The organism is Streptomyces griseus (genome assembly GCF_900460065.1).
Classification (GTDB): Bacteria; Actinomycetota; Actinomycetes; order Streptomycetales; family Streptomycetaceae; genus Streptomyces; species Streptomyces griseus.
The window spans coordinates 38,976-53,905 of record NZ_UAVD01000040.1 but is presented as its reverse complement, the minus strand read 5'-3'; the positions used below and the strand labels follow the sequence as shown (position 1 = coordinate 53,905).

At 73.9% G+C, this 14,930-nt stretch carries 13 protein-coding genes; 8 read left to right on the top strand and 5 right to left on the bottom strand.

Annotated features, from left to right (window positions below; genetic code table 11):
* Both DTB53_RS29805 and DTB53_RS29800 read right to left on the bottom strand, forming a co-directional pair.
* Positions 1 to 520, bottom strand: a 520-nt coding sequence (locus tag DTB53_RS29805; protein WP_146777733.1) for a sugar phosphate isomerase/epimerase family protein, incomplete at its 3' end; no start/stop codon positions are given.
* A gap of 155 nt (positions 521 to 675) precedes the next feature.
* Complete coding sequence (locus DTB53_RS29800; RefSeq protein ID WP_003968315.1) at positions 676 to 1,626, bottom strand: Ppx/GppA family phosphatase; 951 nt, start codon at positions 1,624 to 1,626, stop codon at positions 676 to 678.
* A gap of 39 nt (positions 1,627 to 1,665) precedes the next feature.
* On the opposite strand from DTB53_RS29800, the gene DTB53_RS29795 reads away from it, so the two are divergent.
* Entirely contained in the window at positions 1,666 to 2,529 is an 864-nt protein-coding gene (locus tag DTB53_RS29795) for a DUF3109 family protein (protein ID WP_012380376.1), read from the top strand.
* Between the two features lie 208 nt (positions 2,530 to 2,737).
* Here DTB53_RS29795 and DTB53_RS29790 read toward each other — a convergent pair whose 3' ends face one another.
* Complete coding sequence (locus DTB53_RS29790) at positions 2,738 to 4,690, bottom strand: BACON domain-containing protein (protein ID WP_012380375.1); 1,953 nt, start codon at positions 4,688 to 4,690, stop codon at positions 2,738 to 2,740.
* A 210-nt stretch (positions 4,691 to 4,900) separates the two neighbouring features.
* Here DTB53_RS29790 and radA point away from each other — a divergent pair, with 210 nt between their 5' ends.
* Together radA and disA are read left to right on the top strand one after the other, a co-directional pair.
* Positions 4,901 to 6,322, top strand: coding sequence for a DNA repair protein RadA (radA, locus tag DTB53_RS29785; protein WP_003968312.1), 1,422 nt, complete (start codon positions 4,901 to 4,903; stop codon positions 6,320 to 6,322).
* Between the two features lie 79 nt (positions 6,323 to 6,401).
* Positions 6,402 to 7,526, top strand: a complete 1,125-nt coding sequence (disA, locus tag DTB53_RS29780; RefSeq protein WP_003968311.1) for a DNA integrity scanning diadenylate cyclase DisA — start codon at positions 6,402 to 6,404, stop codon at positions 7,524 to 7,526.
* 468 nt (positions 7,527 to 7,994) lie between these two features.
* On the opposite strand, the gene DTB53_RS29775 is transcribed toward disA, so the two are convergent.
* On the bottom strand, positions 7,995 to 8,741 hold the full coding sequence (locus DTB53_RS29775; protein WP_012380374.1) for a hypothetical protein: 747 nt from the start codon (positions 8,739 to 8,741) through the stop codon (positions 7,995 to 7,997).
* 292 nt (positions 8,742 to 9,033) lie between these two features.
* Here DTB53_RS29775 and DTB53_RS29770 point away from each other — a divergent pair, with 292 nt between their 5' ends.
* The 5 genes from DTB53_RS29770 to cseC all read left to right on the top strand — a co-directional run bounded on the left by DTB53_RS29770 (position 9,034) and on the right by cseC (position 13,974).
* A complete protein-coding gene (locus DTB53_RS29770; protein ID WP_003968309.1) occupies positions 9,034 to 9,939 on the top strand; it encodes an iron-sulfur binding domain-containing protein in 906 nt (301 codons plus the stop codon).
* Between the two features lie 254 nt (positions 9,940 to 10,193).
* Positions 10,194 to 10,865 (top strand): SigE family RNA polymerase sigma factor, encoded by a 672-nt coding sequence (locus tag DTB53_RS29765; protein ID WP_012380373.1) that lies wholly within the window; start codon positions 10,194 to 10,196, stop codon positions 10,863 to 10,865.
* A 206-nt stretch (positions 10,866 to 11,071) separates the two neighbouring features.
* Complete coding sequence (locus DTB53_RS29760) at positions 11,072 to 11,749, top strand: hypothetical protein (protein WP_003968307.1); 678 nt, start codon at positions 11,072 to 11,074, stop codon at positions 11,747 to 11,749.
* A 64-nt stretch (positions 11,750 to 11,813) separates the two neighbouring features.
* Positions 11,814 to 12,527 carry a two-component system response regulator CseB gene (gene cseB, locus DTB53_RS29755; RefSeq protein ID WP_003968306.1) on the top strand — a complete coding sequence of 238 codons (714 nt, stop codon included), beginning with the start codon at positions 11,814 to 11,816 and terminating at the stop codon, positions 12,525 to 12,527.
* Positions 12,528 to 12,636: 109 nt separating this feature from the next.
* Complete coding sequence (gene cseC, locus DTB53_RS29750) at positions 12,637 to 13,974, top strand: two-component system sensor histidine kinase CseC (protein WP_003968305.1); 1,338 nt, start codon at positions 12,637 to 12,639, stop codon at positions 13,972 to 13,974.
* A gap of 230 nt (positions 13,975 to 14,204) precedes the next feature.
* On the opposite strand, the gene DTB53_RS29745 is transcribed toward cseC, so the two are convergent.
* Positions 14,205 to 14,921, bottom strand: a complete 717-nt coding sequence (locus DTB53_RS29745; protein ID WP_003968304.1) for a M23 family metallopeptidase — start codon at positions 14,919 to 14,921, stop codon at positions 14,205 to 14,207.
* Positions 14,922 to 14,930 lie beyond the last annotated feature (9 nt).

Here is a 14,930-nt window from a genome sequence, read left to right as displayed (position 1 = left end):
GCGAGAGGTCGACCGTGAAGTGCCGGTAGTCGTCGTTGGTGACGTCCCAGTCGGGGGCGTACGCGAGCATCTCGCGGTCCCGGTAGCGCCAGGGGTACATGTTCTCGACGGCGAACCGGACGTCGGTCTCCTCCGCCATCCGCCAGATCCCGGTCACGAAGTCCTTGGCGTAGTTGCGCTGCCACCGGAACGGCGGGTGCACCACGACGGTGGAGGCCCCGAGCTTCTCGGCGGCGGCCCTGGCCCGCTGGAGCTTGACCCACGGGTCGGTGGACCAGACGCGCTGGGTGATCAGGAGGCAGGGGGCGTGCACCGCGAGGATCGGGACCCGGTGGTAGTCGGAGAGCCGGCGCAGGGCCTCGATGTCCTGGCTGACGGGGTCGGTCCAGACCATGACCTCGACGCCGTCGTACCCCAGGCGCGCGGCGATCTCGAAGGCCGTCGCGGTGGACTCGGGGTAGACCGAGGCCGTTGACAGGGCGACCTTCGCATCGGGGATGCGCACCACTGGTTCTGCCACCTGGACAGCGTACGGGCACGGGTGCGCCGCGCCGAGGGCTCCTGGCGGAAAGTGACCAGGGCCATGGGGTCGTCACCGTACGTCACCGAGCGGTGCGGTTCGTTCCGTCGTACGTCCTCCCGGCGGTACGGTCCGGGGCCCGCCGGCGTACGCCGTCACCCCAGCAGTGCGGCGCGTTCCGCGGGGAGGTGGTCCAGGCGGCGCAGGATGACGCCCTCGCGCAGGGCCCAGGGGCAGATCTCCAGCTCCTCGACGCCGAACAGGTCCATCGCGCCCTCGGCGACCAGGGCCCCGGCGAGCAGTTGGGCGGACCGGCCCTCGGAGACCCCGGGGAGCCGGCCGCGCTCCTCGACCGTCATGGCCGCCAGCCTGGGCACCCAGTCCTCCAGCGCCTTGCGGCTCAGGGAGCGCTGGACGTACAGGCCCTCGGTGGAACGGGCGGCGCCGGCGATCCGGGCGAGCTGCTTGAAGGTCTTGGAGGTGGCGACGACGTGGTCGGGGCGGCCGGCCCGGCTGAACTCGCCGACCGTCCGCGCGATGCTGGTTCTCACGTGCCGGCGCAACGCCCTGACCTGCTCGGGGTCGGCCGGGTCGTCCGGCAGCCAGGCGGCGGTGAGGCGGCCCGCTCCGAGCGGCAGGGAGACGGCGGTGTCCGGCTCCTCGTCGATGCCGAAGGCGATCTCCAGGGAGCCGCCGCCGATGTCGAGGACGAGCAGCTTCCCCGCCGACCAGCCGAACCAGCGGCGGGCGGCGAGGAAGGTCAGCCGGGCCTCCTCCTCACCGCTGAGGACCGCGAGGTCGACGCCGGTCTCGACCCGTACGCGCTCCAGGACCAGGTCGGCGTTGGTCGCCTCGCGGACGGCGGAGGTGGCGAAGGCGAGCACGTCCTCGCACCCCTTGTCCTCGGCGGCCTGGACCGCCCCGGCGATCGTCGCCACGAGCCGGTCCACGCCGAGGGGGCCGATCGCGCCGTCCTCGTCGAGGAGTTCGGCGAGCCGGAGCTCGGCCTTGTGCGAGTGCGCGGGCAGCGGGCGGGCGCCGGGGTGGGCGTCGACCACCAGCAGATGAACCGTGTTCGATCCCACGTCGAGGACTCCGAGTCTCATGGGGGAACGCTACTGCGCCACGGGACTTACGCTGTCCGCGTGCCAAAGACGAAAAAGGCTAAGCAGGACAAAGCCACGAAGAAGCAGAAGTCGAACAAGCAGGCAGCACAGCCGGAGGCGAGCGGACCGGACCCGTCCGACGAGAAGGGCGTCGACTTCGCGCGGGCCTGGGTGGAGTTCCCCGACCCCGCCGACGACGAGCAGGTCTTCCGCTGCGATCTGACCTGGCTGACCTCCCGGTGGACCTGCATCTTCGGCAGCGGCTGCCAGGGCATCCAGGCGGGCCGCGCGGACGACGGCTGCTGCACCCTGGGGGCGCACTTCTCCGACGAGGACGACGAGAAGCGGGTCGCGGGGCACGTGGCACGGCTCACTCCCGAGCTGTGGCAGTTCCACGACGTCGGTACGGAGACGGGGTGGGTCGGCGTCGACGAGGACGGCGAACGCCAGACGCGCCGCTGGGAGGGCTCCTGCATCTTCCAGAACCGGCCCGGCTTCCCCGCCGGGGCGGGCTGCTCCCTGCACATCCTGGCGCTGCGGGAGGGCAAGGAGCCGCTGGAGACCAAGCCGGACGTCTGCTGGCAGCTGCCGGTGCGGCGGACGTACGACTGGATCGACCGGCCCGACGACACCCGCGTGCTCCAGGTGACGATCGGGGAGTACGACCGCCGGGGCTGGGGCCCGGGCGGGCACGATCTGCACTGGTGGTGCACGTCGGCGACCTCGGCGCACGGGGCGGGTGACCCGGTGTACGTCTCCTACCGCCCGGAGCTGATCGAGCTGATGGGCAAGGAGGGGTACGACCGGCTCGTCGAGCTCTGCGAGGAGCGGCTGTCGTCGCTGCTGCCCATGGCCCCGCATCCGGCGGACCCGCCGCTGCCGGCGCCTTCGAAGAAGGGCTGAGGCTCGGGAGGCCGGGGCTGGGCCGGGGGCCTGGCCTCCCCAGCCTCTTGGGCCGTCAGCCCGTCAGCCTCCAGCCCGTCGGGCACCGGACGGTGAGCCCCTCAGTCCGTCGGCCCGTGAGCCCGTCAGCCTGTGAGCCTGTGAGCCTGTGAGCCCGTGAGCCCGTGAGCCCGTGAGCCCGGCATGGGCCCCTCAGTCCGTCGGCCCGTCAGCCCGTCGGGTCGGGTGCGGAGGGGCCGGGGTCGGTCGGGGGCGGGTCCGTGGGGCCCGGGTCGGTCGGGTCCGGTGTCGGTTCGGGTGGGCCGGTCGGGTCCGGCGGGTCCGTGGGATCCGGCGGACCGGTGGGATCGGTCGGGCCCGGTCCGGGATCGGTGGGGCCGGGGTCCGTGGGACCCGGATCGGTCGGGCCCGGGTCGGTCGGGGCGGGACGGGTCGGGCCGGGGCCCGTGGGGTCCGGGTCCGTGGGCCGGGGAGAGCCCGGCCGGGTGGGGCGCGGGCCGCCCGTCGTCGGGGGCGTGCCCCCGCGGCCGTCGACGAGCACGGCGGAGCCCGAGGGCGTCAGCGAGATCCGGGCCCGCCACGGCCCGCCCGGCTGCGCGTCCCTGATCACCGTGACCGCGATCGTGGTGCTCCCCCCGGCCGCGAGCGTGCCGGACGTGCGGCTGAAACGCAGCCACGGGGCGTCCGTCGCCGCCGACCAGCTGACCGGACCCCGGCCGGAGGCGGTCAGGGTGAGCGTCGTGACGGCACCGGAGCTCCGGGCCGTCACCGTGAGCCGGGCGTCGCCGCTCGGCACGCCGCCGGTGCTGACCACCTCGGCGGTGATGTCCGGGACGCGGGCGCCGAAGCGGTTGCCCGGGCTCCCGTCGCCGGTGTCGTCGGAGGGAGCGCCGCTCATACCCCCGGCGCCGTCGACCTCCGTGGCGGTGACCGAGGTCCCGTCGTGGCCCTCGCCGGTCTGGGGCGCTCCCCGGTAGGCGGCCCACAGGGCGATGACGGGGGCGGCGACCACCGTCGCGACGACCGTGGTCGTCACGACCCGGGCGCGCAGCCGGTCCCGGCGGGCGGCCTGGTCCTTGGGGTCGAGCGGATACCCGGCCCGGTCGAAGCGCGGGCTCGCGGCACGGGAGCGCTGGGCCTGGGCCATCGCGACGTACACGGAGGGGCGGGGGGCCTCGACGACGGGCAGGGCGCCGGCCGGGGCCGGGGCCGCCCCGGGCCAGGGCCCCGCGGCGTCGGCCCGCTCGGCGGCACGGCGGCAGCGGGGGCAGTCGTCGACGTGCCGGACGAGCTCGCGGCGCAGGGCCGCGGAGAGCAGCACCCGGTGGTCGCCGGTGATCCGGGCGACGGTGGGGCAGCCGCCGCCCTCGACGACGGCGAGGGCGGCGCGGGTGCGCTCCACCTCGCAGGCCGCGCCGGCCAGCAGCTCCCGGGCGGTGGACGGCTCCAGACCGAGGACGGCGGCGACGGCGCGCGGGGCGAGCCCGTGGCGTACGGCCAGTTCGAGGGCCTCGCGCTGCTCCGGGGTGGTGCCCGCGGCCTCGGGCCAGGCGAGCGTGGCGAGCTCCCGGCGGCGGGCCTCGGCGGCCGGTGACTCGGAGGGGGCGGGCGCGGCGGCGTCCTCGGGGGTGGCGGGCGAGCTCCGCGCGGGGGTGGCGGGCGAAGTGTGCTCCGGCGTGCGCCGGGCGGTGTGCGCCCCGTGGGGCCAGGGCGGCGCGGAGTTCGTGGAGCCCGTCCGCGTATCGGAGCCCCTGCGCGACTCGGAGCCCTGCCGCGCCTCGGAGGCCCTGGCGGTGGCGGAGGCCTTGGCCGTGCGGGGCGGTTTGACCGTCCCGGAGGGGCGGCGGTGGGCCTGGCGGCCGCGCCTGCGCTCGGCGAGGGCGCGCAGGCAGGTCCAGCGGGCCAGCGCGTACAGCCAGGATTTACGTTCCTCCTCGGCCGTGGGACCCCGGGCGTCCTGCCGGTCCGCGACCGACAGGGCGGCGCCGAGCGCGTCGGCGGCCGCGTCGTGGTCGCAGAGCACGGAGAGGCAGTAGGTGAAGAGTCCGTCGAGATACGGCTCGTAGCGTGCGGGCGGTCGCTGAGCCGGGGCGTGGGGTGCTCGGCGGTGCGCCCGGTGTGCGCCGGTGGTGTGCGTCGGGGTCTCCAGCCTGCTGCTCATCACCCGGCGACCGTAGGCAAAGGAGCGTATGTCCCATGTGCCCCTTGAGCACATTTAATCCTTACGGGTGAATGTATCCCTCGAAAGAGGACACAGATCATGGATTCCACCCGAAGTGCTCCGATGTGCTTCCGTGCGCCCTGCGCGCGGAGGGGCCGCGCACGCCGCCGCCCGCGGGGCGTTGTCGTACCCCACCTATACGGTGGCGCCATGGCTGCCCGTACGAAATCCACGAAGGACCGGCCGTCCTACCGCTGTACCGAATGCGGCTGGACCACCGCCAAGTGGCTCGGCCGTTGCCCCGAGTGCCAGGCGTGGGGGACGGTCGAGGAGTTCGGCGGCGCCCCCGCCGTGCGCACCACCGCGGCCGGCCGGGTCTCCACCGCCGCACTGCCGATCGGCCAGGTCGACAGCCGCACGGCCACCGCCCGTTCGACCGGCGTCGGTGAGCTGGACCGGGTGCTCGGCGGCGGGCTCGTGCCGGGGGCGGTCGTCCTGCTGGCGGGCGAGCCGGGGGTCGGCAAGTCGACGCTGCTGCTGGACGTGGCGGCCAAGGCGGCGAGCGACGACCACCGCACGCTCTATGTGACCGCCGAGGAGTCCGCGAGCCAGGTCCGGCTGCGGGCCGACCGGATCAGGGCGATCAACGACCATCTGTACCTCGCCGCGGAGACGGACCTGTCGGCGGTGCTCGGCCATCTGGACGCGGTGAAGCCGTCGCTGCTGATCCTGGACTCGGTGCAGACGGTCGCCTCGCCCGAGATCGACGGCGCGCCCGGCGGGATGGCCCAGGTGAGGGAGGTCGCCGGGGCGCTGATCCGGGCCTCCAAGGAGCGCGGCATGGCCACGCTGCTGGTCGGCCACGTCACCAAGGACGGCGCGATCGCCGGGCCCCGGCTGCTGGAGCACCTGGTGGACGTGGTGCTGTCCTTCGAGGGCGACCGGCACGCCCGGCTGCGGCTGGTGCGCGGTGTCAAGAACCGCTACGGGGCGACCGACGAGGTCGGCTGCTTCGAACTGCACGACGAGGGCATCACCGGCCTCGCCGACCCGTCGGGCCTCTTCCTGACCCGCCGCGACGTGGCGGTGCCGGGCACCTGCCTCACGGTGACGCTGGAGGGCAAGCGGCCCCTGGTCGCCGAGGTGCAGGCGCTCACCGTCGACTCGCAGATCCCCTCGCCCCGGCGCACCACCTCGGGCCTGGAGACCTCCCGGGTCTCGATGATGCTCGCCGTGCTGGAGCAGCGCGGCCGGATCAGCGCGCTCGGCAAGCGGGACATCTACAGCGCCACGGTGGGCGGCGTGAAGCTCACCGAGCCCGCGGCCGACCTGGCGATCGCGCTCGCGCTGGCCAGCGCGGCCAGCGACACCCCGCTCCCGAAGAACCTGGTCGCGATCGGTGAGGTGGGGCTCGCGGGCGAGGTCAGGAGGGTCACCGGGGTGCAGCGGAGGCTGTCCGAGGCCCACCGGCTGGGCTTCACCCACGCGCTCGTCCCGACGGACCCGGGGAAGGTACCGGCCGGCATGAAGGTCACGGAAGTCGCCGACATGGGCGACGCCCTGCGGGTCCTCCCGCGCCGGTCTCGTCAAGAGGCGCCGCAGCCTCGTCAGGAAGACAACGCGCGCCGGTAGACTTTGCCCTGGTCTCGCCCGCCCGTGGACACGGCACGGGGGACGCAAGGGCACCGCAACCTGTGACCGGAGGAGTGCAGTGGCAGCCAACGACCGGGCGACGACGCCCGGAAAGTCCGGCCAAGGCACCGGTAACGAGGCGCTGATGCGCGCCTCGTTGAGCGCGGTCGCGCCCGGAATGGCCCTGCGGGACGGCCTGGAGCGGATTCTCCGCGGCAATACCGGTGGCCTGATCGTGCTGGGCATGGACAAGACCGTCGAGTCGATGTGCACCGGCGGATTCGTGCTGGACGTGGAGTTCACGGCGACGCGCCTGCGCGAGCTGTGCAAGCTCGACGGGGCGCTGATCCTCGACAAGGACATGACCAAGATCCTGAGGGCCGGCGTGCAGCTGGTCCCGGACGCCTCGATCCACACGGAGGAGACGGGCACCCGGCACCGCACGGCGGACCGGGTCTCCAAGGCGTGCGGCTTCCCCGTCGTCTCGGTCTCCCAGTCGATGCGTCTGATCGCGCTGTACGTGGACGGGGAACGGCGGGTCCTGGAGGAGTCGTCCGCGATCCTGTCCCGGGCCAATCAGGCACTCGCCACGCTGGAGCGGTACAAACTGCGCCTCGACGAGGTGGCGGGCACGCTGTCCGCGCTGGAGATCGAGGACCTGGTCACCGTCCGGGACGTAACGGCGGTGGCGCAGCGGCTGGAGATGGTGCGGCGGATCGCCACCGAGATCGCGGAGTACGTGGTCGAGCTCGGCACCGACGGACGGCTCCTCTCGCTCCAGCTGGACGAGCTGATCGCGGGGGTGGAGCCGGAGCGGGAGCTGGTCGTCCGGGACTACGTCCCCGAGCCGACGGCGAAGCGGTCGCGCACGGTGGCCGAGGCGCTGACCGAGCTGGACGCGCTGAGCCACACGGAGCTGCTGGAGCTGCCGGTGGTGGCGCGGGCGCTGGGATACAGCGGCTCGCCCGAGACGCTGGACTCGGCGGTCTCCCCGCGGGGCTTCCGCCTGCTGGCGAAGGTGCCGCGGCTGCCGGGGGCGATCATCGAGCGGCTGGTGGAGCACTTCGGCGGTCTGCAGAAGCTGCTGGCGGCGAGCGTGGACGACCTCCAGACGGTGGACGGCGTCGGCGAGGCTCGGGCGCGCAGCGTGCGGGAGGGGCTGTCGCGGCTGGCGGAGTCGTCGATCCTGGAGCGGTACGTCTGAGATCGGCCGCGCCCGTGGAGCCCTGCCGCGCCCGGGGACGCCCCTCGGCCTACGGCCCGCATGGCTGAGCCCGGGTGCCCCGGCCCGTCCGGCGCCCGAGCGCCGGCCGGGACCACGACCAGCCCGCCGGGCACCTGAGGGCTGGGCCCGGACCACCACCAGCCGGTCCGGCGTCTGAGGGCGGAACCCTGCTGCCCGGTGGGCGGGCCTGTACGGGCCGGCCCGGACCCTTGGGCGCATCGCTCGTCCATGGGGACGGTTCCGTCCTCAAACGCCGGACGGGCTGCGAACACAGGCCCGCCCCGACCCCGAGCCCCACGCCCGCCCACCTCGACGGTTCCGTCCTCGAACGCCGGACCGGCTGGGAACACGGACTCACCCCCACCCCGAGCGCAACGTCCCTCCACCTCGACGGTTCCGTCCTCGAACGCCGGACCGGCTGGGGTCAGGGGCCCGTCGGGGTCGGGATCAGTCCTTCGCGAGGACGAATGACGCTCGCTGGACCGGTCCGCCCGGAGCCTTCGCCTCCAGGAGGTACGTCCCCGGGCCGGCCTTGCCGGCCGGCGGGGTCGCGCAGCCGGGCGTGGACAGCGTGCGGTTCCAGTCGACCGTGTGGATCACCGTCGCACCCGCCGGAACCTTCAGGAACAGCGGACCGGCCGCGGCGGGGCAGTCCTTCGAGGACCAGATCGGATCGTCGTCCTCCCCACCCGCCTCGGTGACCGTGAGGACCGCGCTCTTGGGTCCGAGGTCGGCCTTGCACGCGGCCGACGAGGTGTTCTTCGCGATCAGTTCGAACGTGGGCTTGTCGTCGGGGCCGTAACTGACCTTCGTCCGCAGGCTCAACCGCACCGCGTCGGGCCTGCACTCGGGGAGCGGGGAGCCGGCCGGGACCTGCTGGCCCGCCGTGCCGCCGCCGCCCGCACCCGAACCGGCCGTGCCCGCACCGCCCGTTGACGCCCCGTCGGACGATGACCCGTCACCCGCGCCGCCGGAGGACGCGCCCGCGCCGCCGTCGGCACCGCCCGTCCCACCGGAGCCGCCGGAGCCGCCGTTCTCGCCCGACTCGTCCCGGCCGCCCGGCTGTTGACTGATCGCGGGGCCCGAGCCGGACGGCCCGGGAGTGATCGACTCGACCGGGTCGGAGCCGCCGGGCTTGCCGTCGTTCCGGCTCTCCCCACCGCCTCCGGACGTCACGCCCCAGGCGATCAACACGGCGAGCAGCGCAACCAGAAGTCCCGCTACCGCCCTTCGTCGCCAGTAGATGCTGGAGGGAAGCGGACCGACCGGATTGCGCATAGATCCCACGCTCCGAACTCTACGAGAGATCCGGGCCGACTCAGGCCCCACCCGCCGCTCCGGCGGCAAGTTTTGCCGATCATCATCACGGGGATCCGGTCACAGGGGACAGAACGGGTGGCGTTGTCACCCCCTGGGCCGCCGCGTGGGCCGACACTCCCGTCCCCGTGACCGCCGCTCCCTCTTCCGTGCCAGGATCGTCCGTGCGATGACTGCCATGACTTCGACACAGACGCCCCCCGCCGCCTCCCTCCACGCCCCCGTCATCGGGTGGTTCGAGCAGCATGCCCGCGATCTGCCCTGGCGCCGCCCCGAAGCGGGCGCCTGGTCCGTGATGGTCAGCGAGTTCATGCTGCAGCAGACCCCGGTGAGCCGGGTCCTCCCGGTGTACGAACAGTGGATCGCCCGCTGGCCCCGCCCCGCCGACCTGGCCGCCGAGGCGCCCGGAGAGGCCGTCCGGGCCTGGGGCCGGCTCGGCTACCCGCGCCGTGCGCTGCGCCTGCACGGGGCCGCGCAGGCGATAACGGAACGGCACGGCGGCGACGTGCCGAGCGAGCACGCCCAGCTGCTGGCGCTGCCCGGGATCGGCGAGTACACGGCGGCGGCCGTGGCCTCGTTCGCGTACGGACAGCGGCACGCGGTGCTCGACACGAACGTCCGCCGGGTGTTCGCCCGCGCCGCGTCCGGGGTCCAGTACCCGCCGAACGCGACCACGGCCGCCGAGCGCAAGCTCGCGCGGGCGCTGCTGCCCGAGGAGGACGAGCGGGCGGCGAAGTGGGCGGCGGCCACGATGGAGCTGGGCGCCCTCGTGTGCACCGCGCGCAACGAGGACTGCGACCGGTGCCCGATCGCCTCGCGGTGCGCCTGGCGGCTGGCCGGGAAGCCCGCGCACCAGGGTCCGCCGCGCAAGGGCCAGACGTACGCCGGCACCGACCGCCAGGTCCGCGGCCGACTGCTGGCGGTGTTGCGGGACTCGGTGGGCCCCGTGGCCCAGGCCGCGCTGGACGCGGTGTGGGAGGAGCCGGTGCAGCGGGCCCGTGCGCTGGACGGGCTGGTGGCCGACGGGCTGGTCGAGCCGCTGGCCGACGGCCGGTACCGGCTGCCGCTGACCTGACCCCCGGTCCCGGACTCCGGGGCCGGGACTCCGGGGCCGGGACTCCGGGGCCGCAGGCCCGGGTCCCCTGGCCGCGGGGTGCCGTCCTCCTGCGCTGTTACACAACCGATGGGCAGCCGTGCAACGGCCTACGGCTGCTCCGCACATCGCCGTGACAACGCCTCCGTAGCGTCTCCGACAACAGGACGGCCGGACCGCGCAACATCCGCGGCCCGGTGCCGACACGGGGATGTTCGGGGACGGAGGCGGTTGTCATGGCGCAGGGCGAGGTGCTCGCGTTCGAGGACTACGTACGCACACGGCAGGAGGCGCTGCTGCGCAGCGCACGCCGTCTGGTCCCCGACCCCGTCGACGCCCAGGACCTGCTCCAGACCGCCCTGGTGCGCACCTACGGCCGCTGGGACGGCATCGCCGACAAGTCCCTGGCCGACGCCTACCTGCGCCGCGTCATGATCAACACCCGTACGGAGTGGTGGCGGGCGCGCAAGCTCGAAGAGGTCCCGACCGAGCAGCTGCCCGACGCGAGCGTCGACGACGGCAGCGAGCAGCGCGCCGACCGCGCCCTGCTGATGGACGTCCTGGGCATTCTGGCTCCCAAGCAGCGCAGCGTCGTCGTGCTGCGACACTGGGAGCAGATGAGCACGGAGGAGACGGCCGCGGCGCTCGGCATGTCGGCCGGTACGGTCAAGAGCACGCTGCACCGGGCCCTGGCACGACTGCGCCAGGAGCTGGAGAGCCGCGATCTGGTCAGCCGCGAGGAGGTCGCCCGGGAGACCGGGGGCCACCGGCGCGCGGCGCCGGTCTCCTCCGCCCGTGTACCCGCCCAGCGGTCGCCCGTGAAGACGGTGCCGGGGGCGAGGGCACACACGACGGCGCACCGCAACGGGCGTCACGACGAGCGGGGGATGGAGCGGTGCGCGGCCTGAGAGGCAGCAGCGGCGGCGGGGGCGGCTTCGGGGACGATTCCCCGGGCAGCGTTTCCAGGAGTGGCTCCGCGTCGAGCGGTTCCTCCCTGGGCGGTTCCCCCTTGAGGGGTTCTCCCCTGAGCGGTTCCTCCCTGGGCGGTTCCGGGGGCTCGGACGACGGCGACGATCCGGGGAGATCGGGCCGGAGCCGGGGGTTCCGGAGCGGTATGGCGGCGAGTGGCACGGCCTTGGCCGGACTCGTCGCCTTCGGGCTGTTCGGCGTCGGCTGCTCCACGGGCGGCACCGGCACCCGGGACGAGGGCCCCGCCGGCAGTCAGCCGGTCGCCCAGATCACCCCCCAGGCCAGCCCCTCCGGCACGACCCCGCCCGTCCGGCGGGTCGACGCCGTGCGGCTGCTCAAGGGCGACCCCAAGGTGGGCGAGCAGGTCCGGGACGGACTCAAGCCCTGCGCGGGCAAGGCCTACCCGATCGACACCTCCTACGGGTCGATGACGGGGGGCCGGACCGCAGACGTGGTGGTCAACGTGATGAGCTGCGCCGACTCGGTGGGCGTCGGAACGTATGTGTACCGGGCCGACGACGACGGCTCGTACGAGAACGTCTTCACGGCCGAGGTCCCCGCCGTCTACGGAACGATCGACCGGGGCGACCTGGTGGTGACGACCCAGGTCTACGGGTCGAAGGACCCGCTGGCCTACCCGTCCGGCTCGGAGGTGGTCACCTACCGTTGGGCGAGCGACCGCTTCACCGAGCACGACCGGGTGCACAACGACTTCAGCCGTGCCGTCGAGGGCACGGACGGCGACCTGCCGGTGCAGTCGGAGCCGGTGGAGCCGATGGAGCCGGTTCCGTCGGAGGCTCCGGTGGATCAGGGCAGGAATTGATACCGGGCAGGCACGGAGCCGTGCCGGTGGAACCGGGCGGGAACGGAAAGCGAGAAGCAGCCCCATGGCCGAGACCCACGTCCTCTTCGTCGAGGACGACGACGTCATCCGCGAGGCCACCCAGCTCGCCCTGGAGCGGGTCGGCTTCACGGTCACCGCGATGCCCGACGGGCTCTCCGGTCTGGAGGCGTTCCGCGCCGACCGACCGGACATCGCCCTGCTCGACGTGATGGTGCCGGGCCTCGACGGGGTGAGCCTGTGCCGCCGTATCCGCGACGAGTCGACCGTCCCGGTGATCATGCTCTCCGCGCGGGCCGACTCGATCGACGTGGTGCTGGGCCTGGAGGCCGGGGCGGACGACTACGTCACCAAGCCCTTCGACGGGGCGGTCCTGGTCGCCCGCATCCGGGCGGTGCTGCGCCGCTTCGGCCACGCGGCCGGGCCGGACGGGCTGGGTCAGGGCGGTGCGGAGGGGGACGCCGAGACGTTCGGCGGGGTGCTGGTCTTCGGTGATCTGGAGGTCGACACGGACGGGATGGAGGTGCGCCGCGCCGGTGAGCAGGTGGCGCTGACGCCCACCGAGATGCGGCTGCTGCTGGAGTTCTCGTCCGCGCCCGGCACCGTCCTGTCCCGCGACAGGCTCCTGGAGCGGGTCTGGGACTACGGCTGGGGCGGCGACACCCGGGTCGTGGACGTCCACGTCCAGCGGTTGCGTACCAAGATCGGCCAGGACCGGATCGACACGGTCCGCGGCTTCGGCTACAAGCTGCGCGGATGAGGCGGCCCCCGAGGATGAAGCGGCCGGTGGGAGCGGAGCGGCCCGGGAGGACGGAGCGGCCGGTGGGGTGTGAGCGACCGGTGGAGCGCGAGCGGCCGGTGGGGCGCGCATGAAGCGGCTGGCCCTGCGGACCGGAGTCCGCTGGAAGATCAGCATCGCCATCGCGGCGGTCGGCGCGCTCGTCGCGGTGGCGCTGAGCCTCGTGGTGCACAACGCGGCCCGCGTCTCGATGATCGAGAACGCCCGCGAGGTGCAGTTGGAGCGGCTGCTGGGCGCCCAGCGCTTCTACGAGGCGACGAGCATGCAGAAGGGCGGGCCGAAGTTCGGGGCGAAGCTCAACGACCCGACGATCCCGCCGAGCCTGCGCGACGAGGTCCGCAAGAACCGCCGGGCCACCCACGTCGAGCAGGGCTCCGACGGGGTGCCCGAGGTGTGGGCGGCGGTGCCGCTGGCGGGCGGGGACGTGCTCTCGCTGCACTCCCGGTTCGCGGACCGCTCCGCCACGATCATGGACGACCTGGACCGGGCCCTGATCATCGGCTCGGTCTCGGTGGTCTTCGGCGGCTGCGCGCTCGGGGTCCTCATCGGCGGGCAGCTCTCGCGCCGGCTGCGCAAGGCGGCGGCAGCGGCGGGCCGGGTCGCCCAGGGGCAGACGGACGTACGGGTCAGGGAGGCCGTCGGCGGGGTCGTCCGCGACGAGACCGACGAGCTGGCGCGGGCCGTCGACGCCCTGACCGACGCGTTGAACGAGCGGATCGAGGCGGAGCGCCGGGTCACCGCGGACATCGCCCACGAGCTGCGCACCCCGGTGACCGGGCTGCTCACGGCCGCCGAGCTGCTGCCGCCGGGCCGCCCCACCGAGCTGGTACGGGACCGGGCACAGGCCATGCGGACGCTGGTCGAGGACGTGCTGGAGGTAGCCCGCCTGGACAGCGCCTCGGAACGGGCCGAGCTCCAGGAGCTGCCGCTCGGCGAGTTCGTCAGCCGCCGGATCGGGCTGCTGAACCCGGAGGTGACCGTGCGGGTGGTGCACGAGTCCTGGGTCTCCACCGATCCGCGCCGGCTGGAGCGCATCCTCGGCAATCTGCTGGGGAACGCGGCCAAGCACGGCTCGACCCCGGTGGAGGTCACGGTCGAGGGCCGGGTGGTGCGGGTCCGCGACCACGGTCCGGGCTTCCCGGAGGAGCTGCTGCGGGACGGGCCGAGCCGGTTCCGTACCGGAAGCATGGACCGGGCCGGGCACGGGCACGGTCTCGGCCTGACCATCGCGGCGGGCCAGGCGAGGGTGCTGGGGGCCCGGCTGACCTTCCGCAACGCCGCTCCCTCGGGCGCGGCACAGGGTACGGGCGGGGCGATCGCGGTGCTGTGGCTGCCGGAGCACGCGCCGACGGTCACCGGGAGCTTCCCGGTGCTGCGGATGGCGGACCAGCGGCAGCCGTCGGACTGAGCCGCACGCGCGGAGGGCGGCCGGACTCGGCCCCCCGCACGGGGAAACGGTGCGGTGGAACGCCGACGGCGACCCCGAGGAGTGAGCCGTGAGGCTGTCCTCGACGTCGCCGTCGGACGGGTGACCCGGGCGCACGCCCCGGGTACCGGGGTGTAACGGGTCCACTGACTCTTTTCGGTTGTGCTGCTCGCCCGCCGGGGCCCGGCGGGTGGGCGGTTACGCCGGCCGGATCAGATGGAGACGTGCACCGAGCGGAGGAACGCGGCCGGGTTCAGCGCCGAGCCGTAGTTCGGGGTGGTGCGGATCTCGAAGTGCAGGTGCGGGCCGCTGGAGTTACCGGTGTTGCCGGACAGGGCGATCTTCTCGCCCGTCTTCACGGTCTGGCCGATCTTCACGTTGACCTTGGACAGGTGCGCGTACTGCGAGTACTTGCCGTTGGAGTGCTTGATCACGACGGCGTTGCCGTACGCGGGGCCGTCGCCGGCGCCGTTCGGGCCGGCCTTCACGACGGTGCCCTTGTGGACGGCCGTGACCGTGGTGCCGATCGGCACGGCGAAGTCCTGGCCGGAGTGCTTGGCGGCCCAGCGGGCGCCGCCGGTGCCGTAGCTGGCGGTCAGCGTGTACTTCTTGACCGGGGTCTTCCAGGAGGCGGCGTTCTTCTTCGCGGCCTTCTTCTTGTCCTCGGCCTTCTTCTTCGCGTCGGAGGCCTTCTTCGCCGTCGCCTTCTTGGCGGCGTCGGCGGCCTTGCCCTGCGCGGTCGCCTGGGCGGCGACGGAGTTGGCGGTCGTTCCCGCGGCCAGGGGCGCGGCAGCGGCTTCACCGCCGCTGGACGCGAACGCCGATCCGGCACCCAGCACCACGGACGCTCCCAGGCCGGCGGCCAGGACGGCGCCACGGACGCGGAAGGCGGACGGGCGGATGGTGTGCTGGTTCGTTGCGCGCTTCATACGAGGAAG

Excerpts from the sequence above, each read along its gene's own strand:
- DTB53_RS29770 (WP_003968309.1), top strand. The coding sequence starts at position 9,034 with ATGACTGCCATGACTTCGACACAGACGCCCCCCGCCGCCTCCCTCCAC.
- DTB53_RS29745 (WP_003968304.1), bottom strand. The coding sequence starts at position 14,921 with ATGAAGCGCGCAACGAACCAGCACACCATCCGCCCGTCCGCCTTCCGC.
- DTB53_RS29760 (WP_003968307.1), top strand. The coding sequence starts at position 11,072 with ATGGCGGCGAGTGGCACGGCCTTGGCCGGACTCGTCGCCTTCGGGCTG.
- cseC (WP_003968305.1), top strand. The coding sequence starts at position 12,637 with ATGAAGCGGCTGGCCCTGCGGACCGGAGTCCGCTGGAAGATCAGCATC.
- DTB53_RS29765 (WP_012380373.1), top strand. The coding sequence starts at position 10,194 with ATGGCGCAGGGCGAGGTGCTCGCGTTCGAGGACTACGTACGCACACGG.
- cseB (WP_003968306.1), top strand. The coding sequence starts at position 11,814 with ATGGCCGAGACCCACGTCCTCTTCGTCGAGGACGACGACGTCATCCGC.
- DTB53_RS29800 (WP_003968315.1), bottom strand. The coding sequence starts at position 1,626 with ATGAGACTCGGAGTCCTCGACGTGGGATCGAACACGGTTCATCTGCTG.
- DTB53_RS29790 (WP_012380375.1), bottom strand. The coding sequence starts at position 4,690 with ATGAGCAGCAGGCTGGAGACCCCGACGCACACCACCGGCGCACACCGG.
- radA (WP_003968312.1), top strand. The coding sequence starts at position 4,901 with ATGGCTGCCCGTACGAAATCCACGAAGGACCGGCCGTCCTACCGCTGT.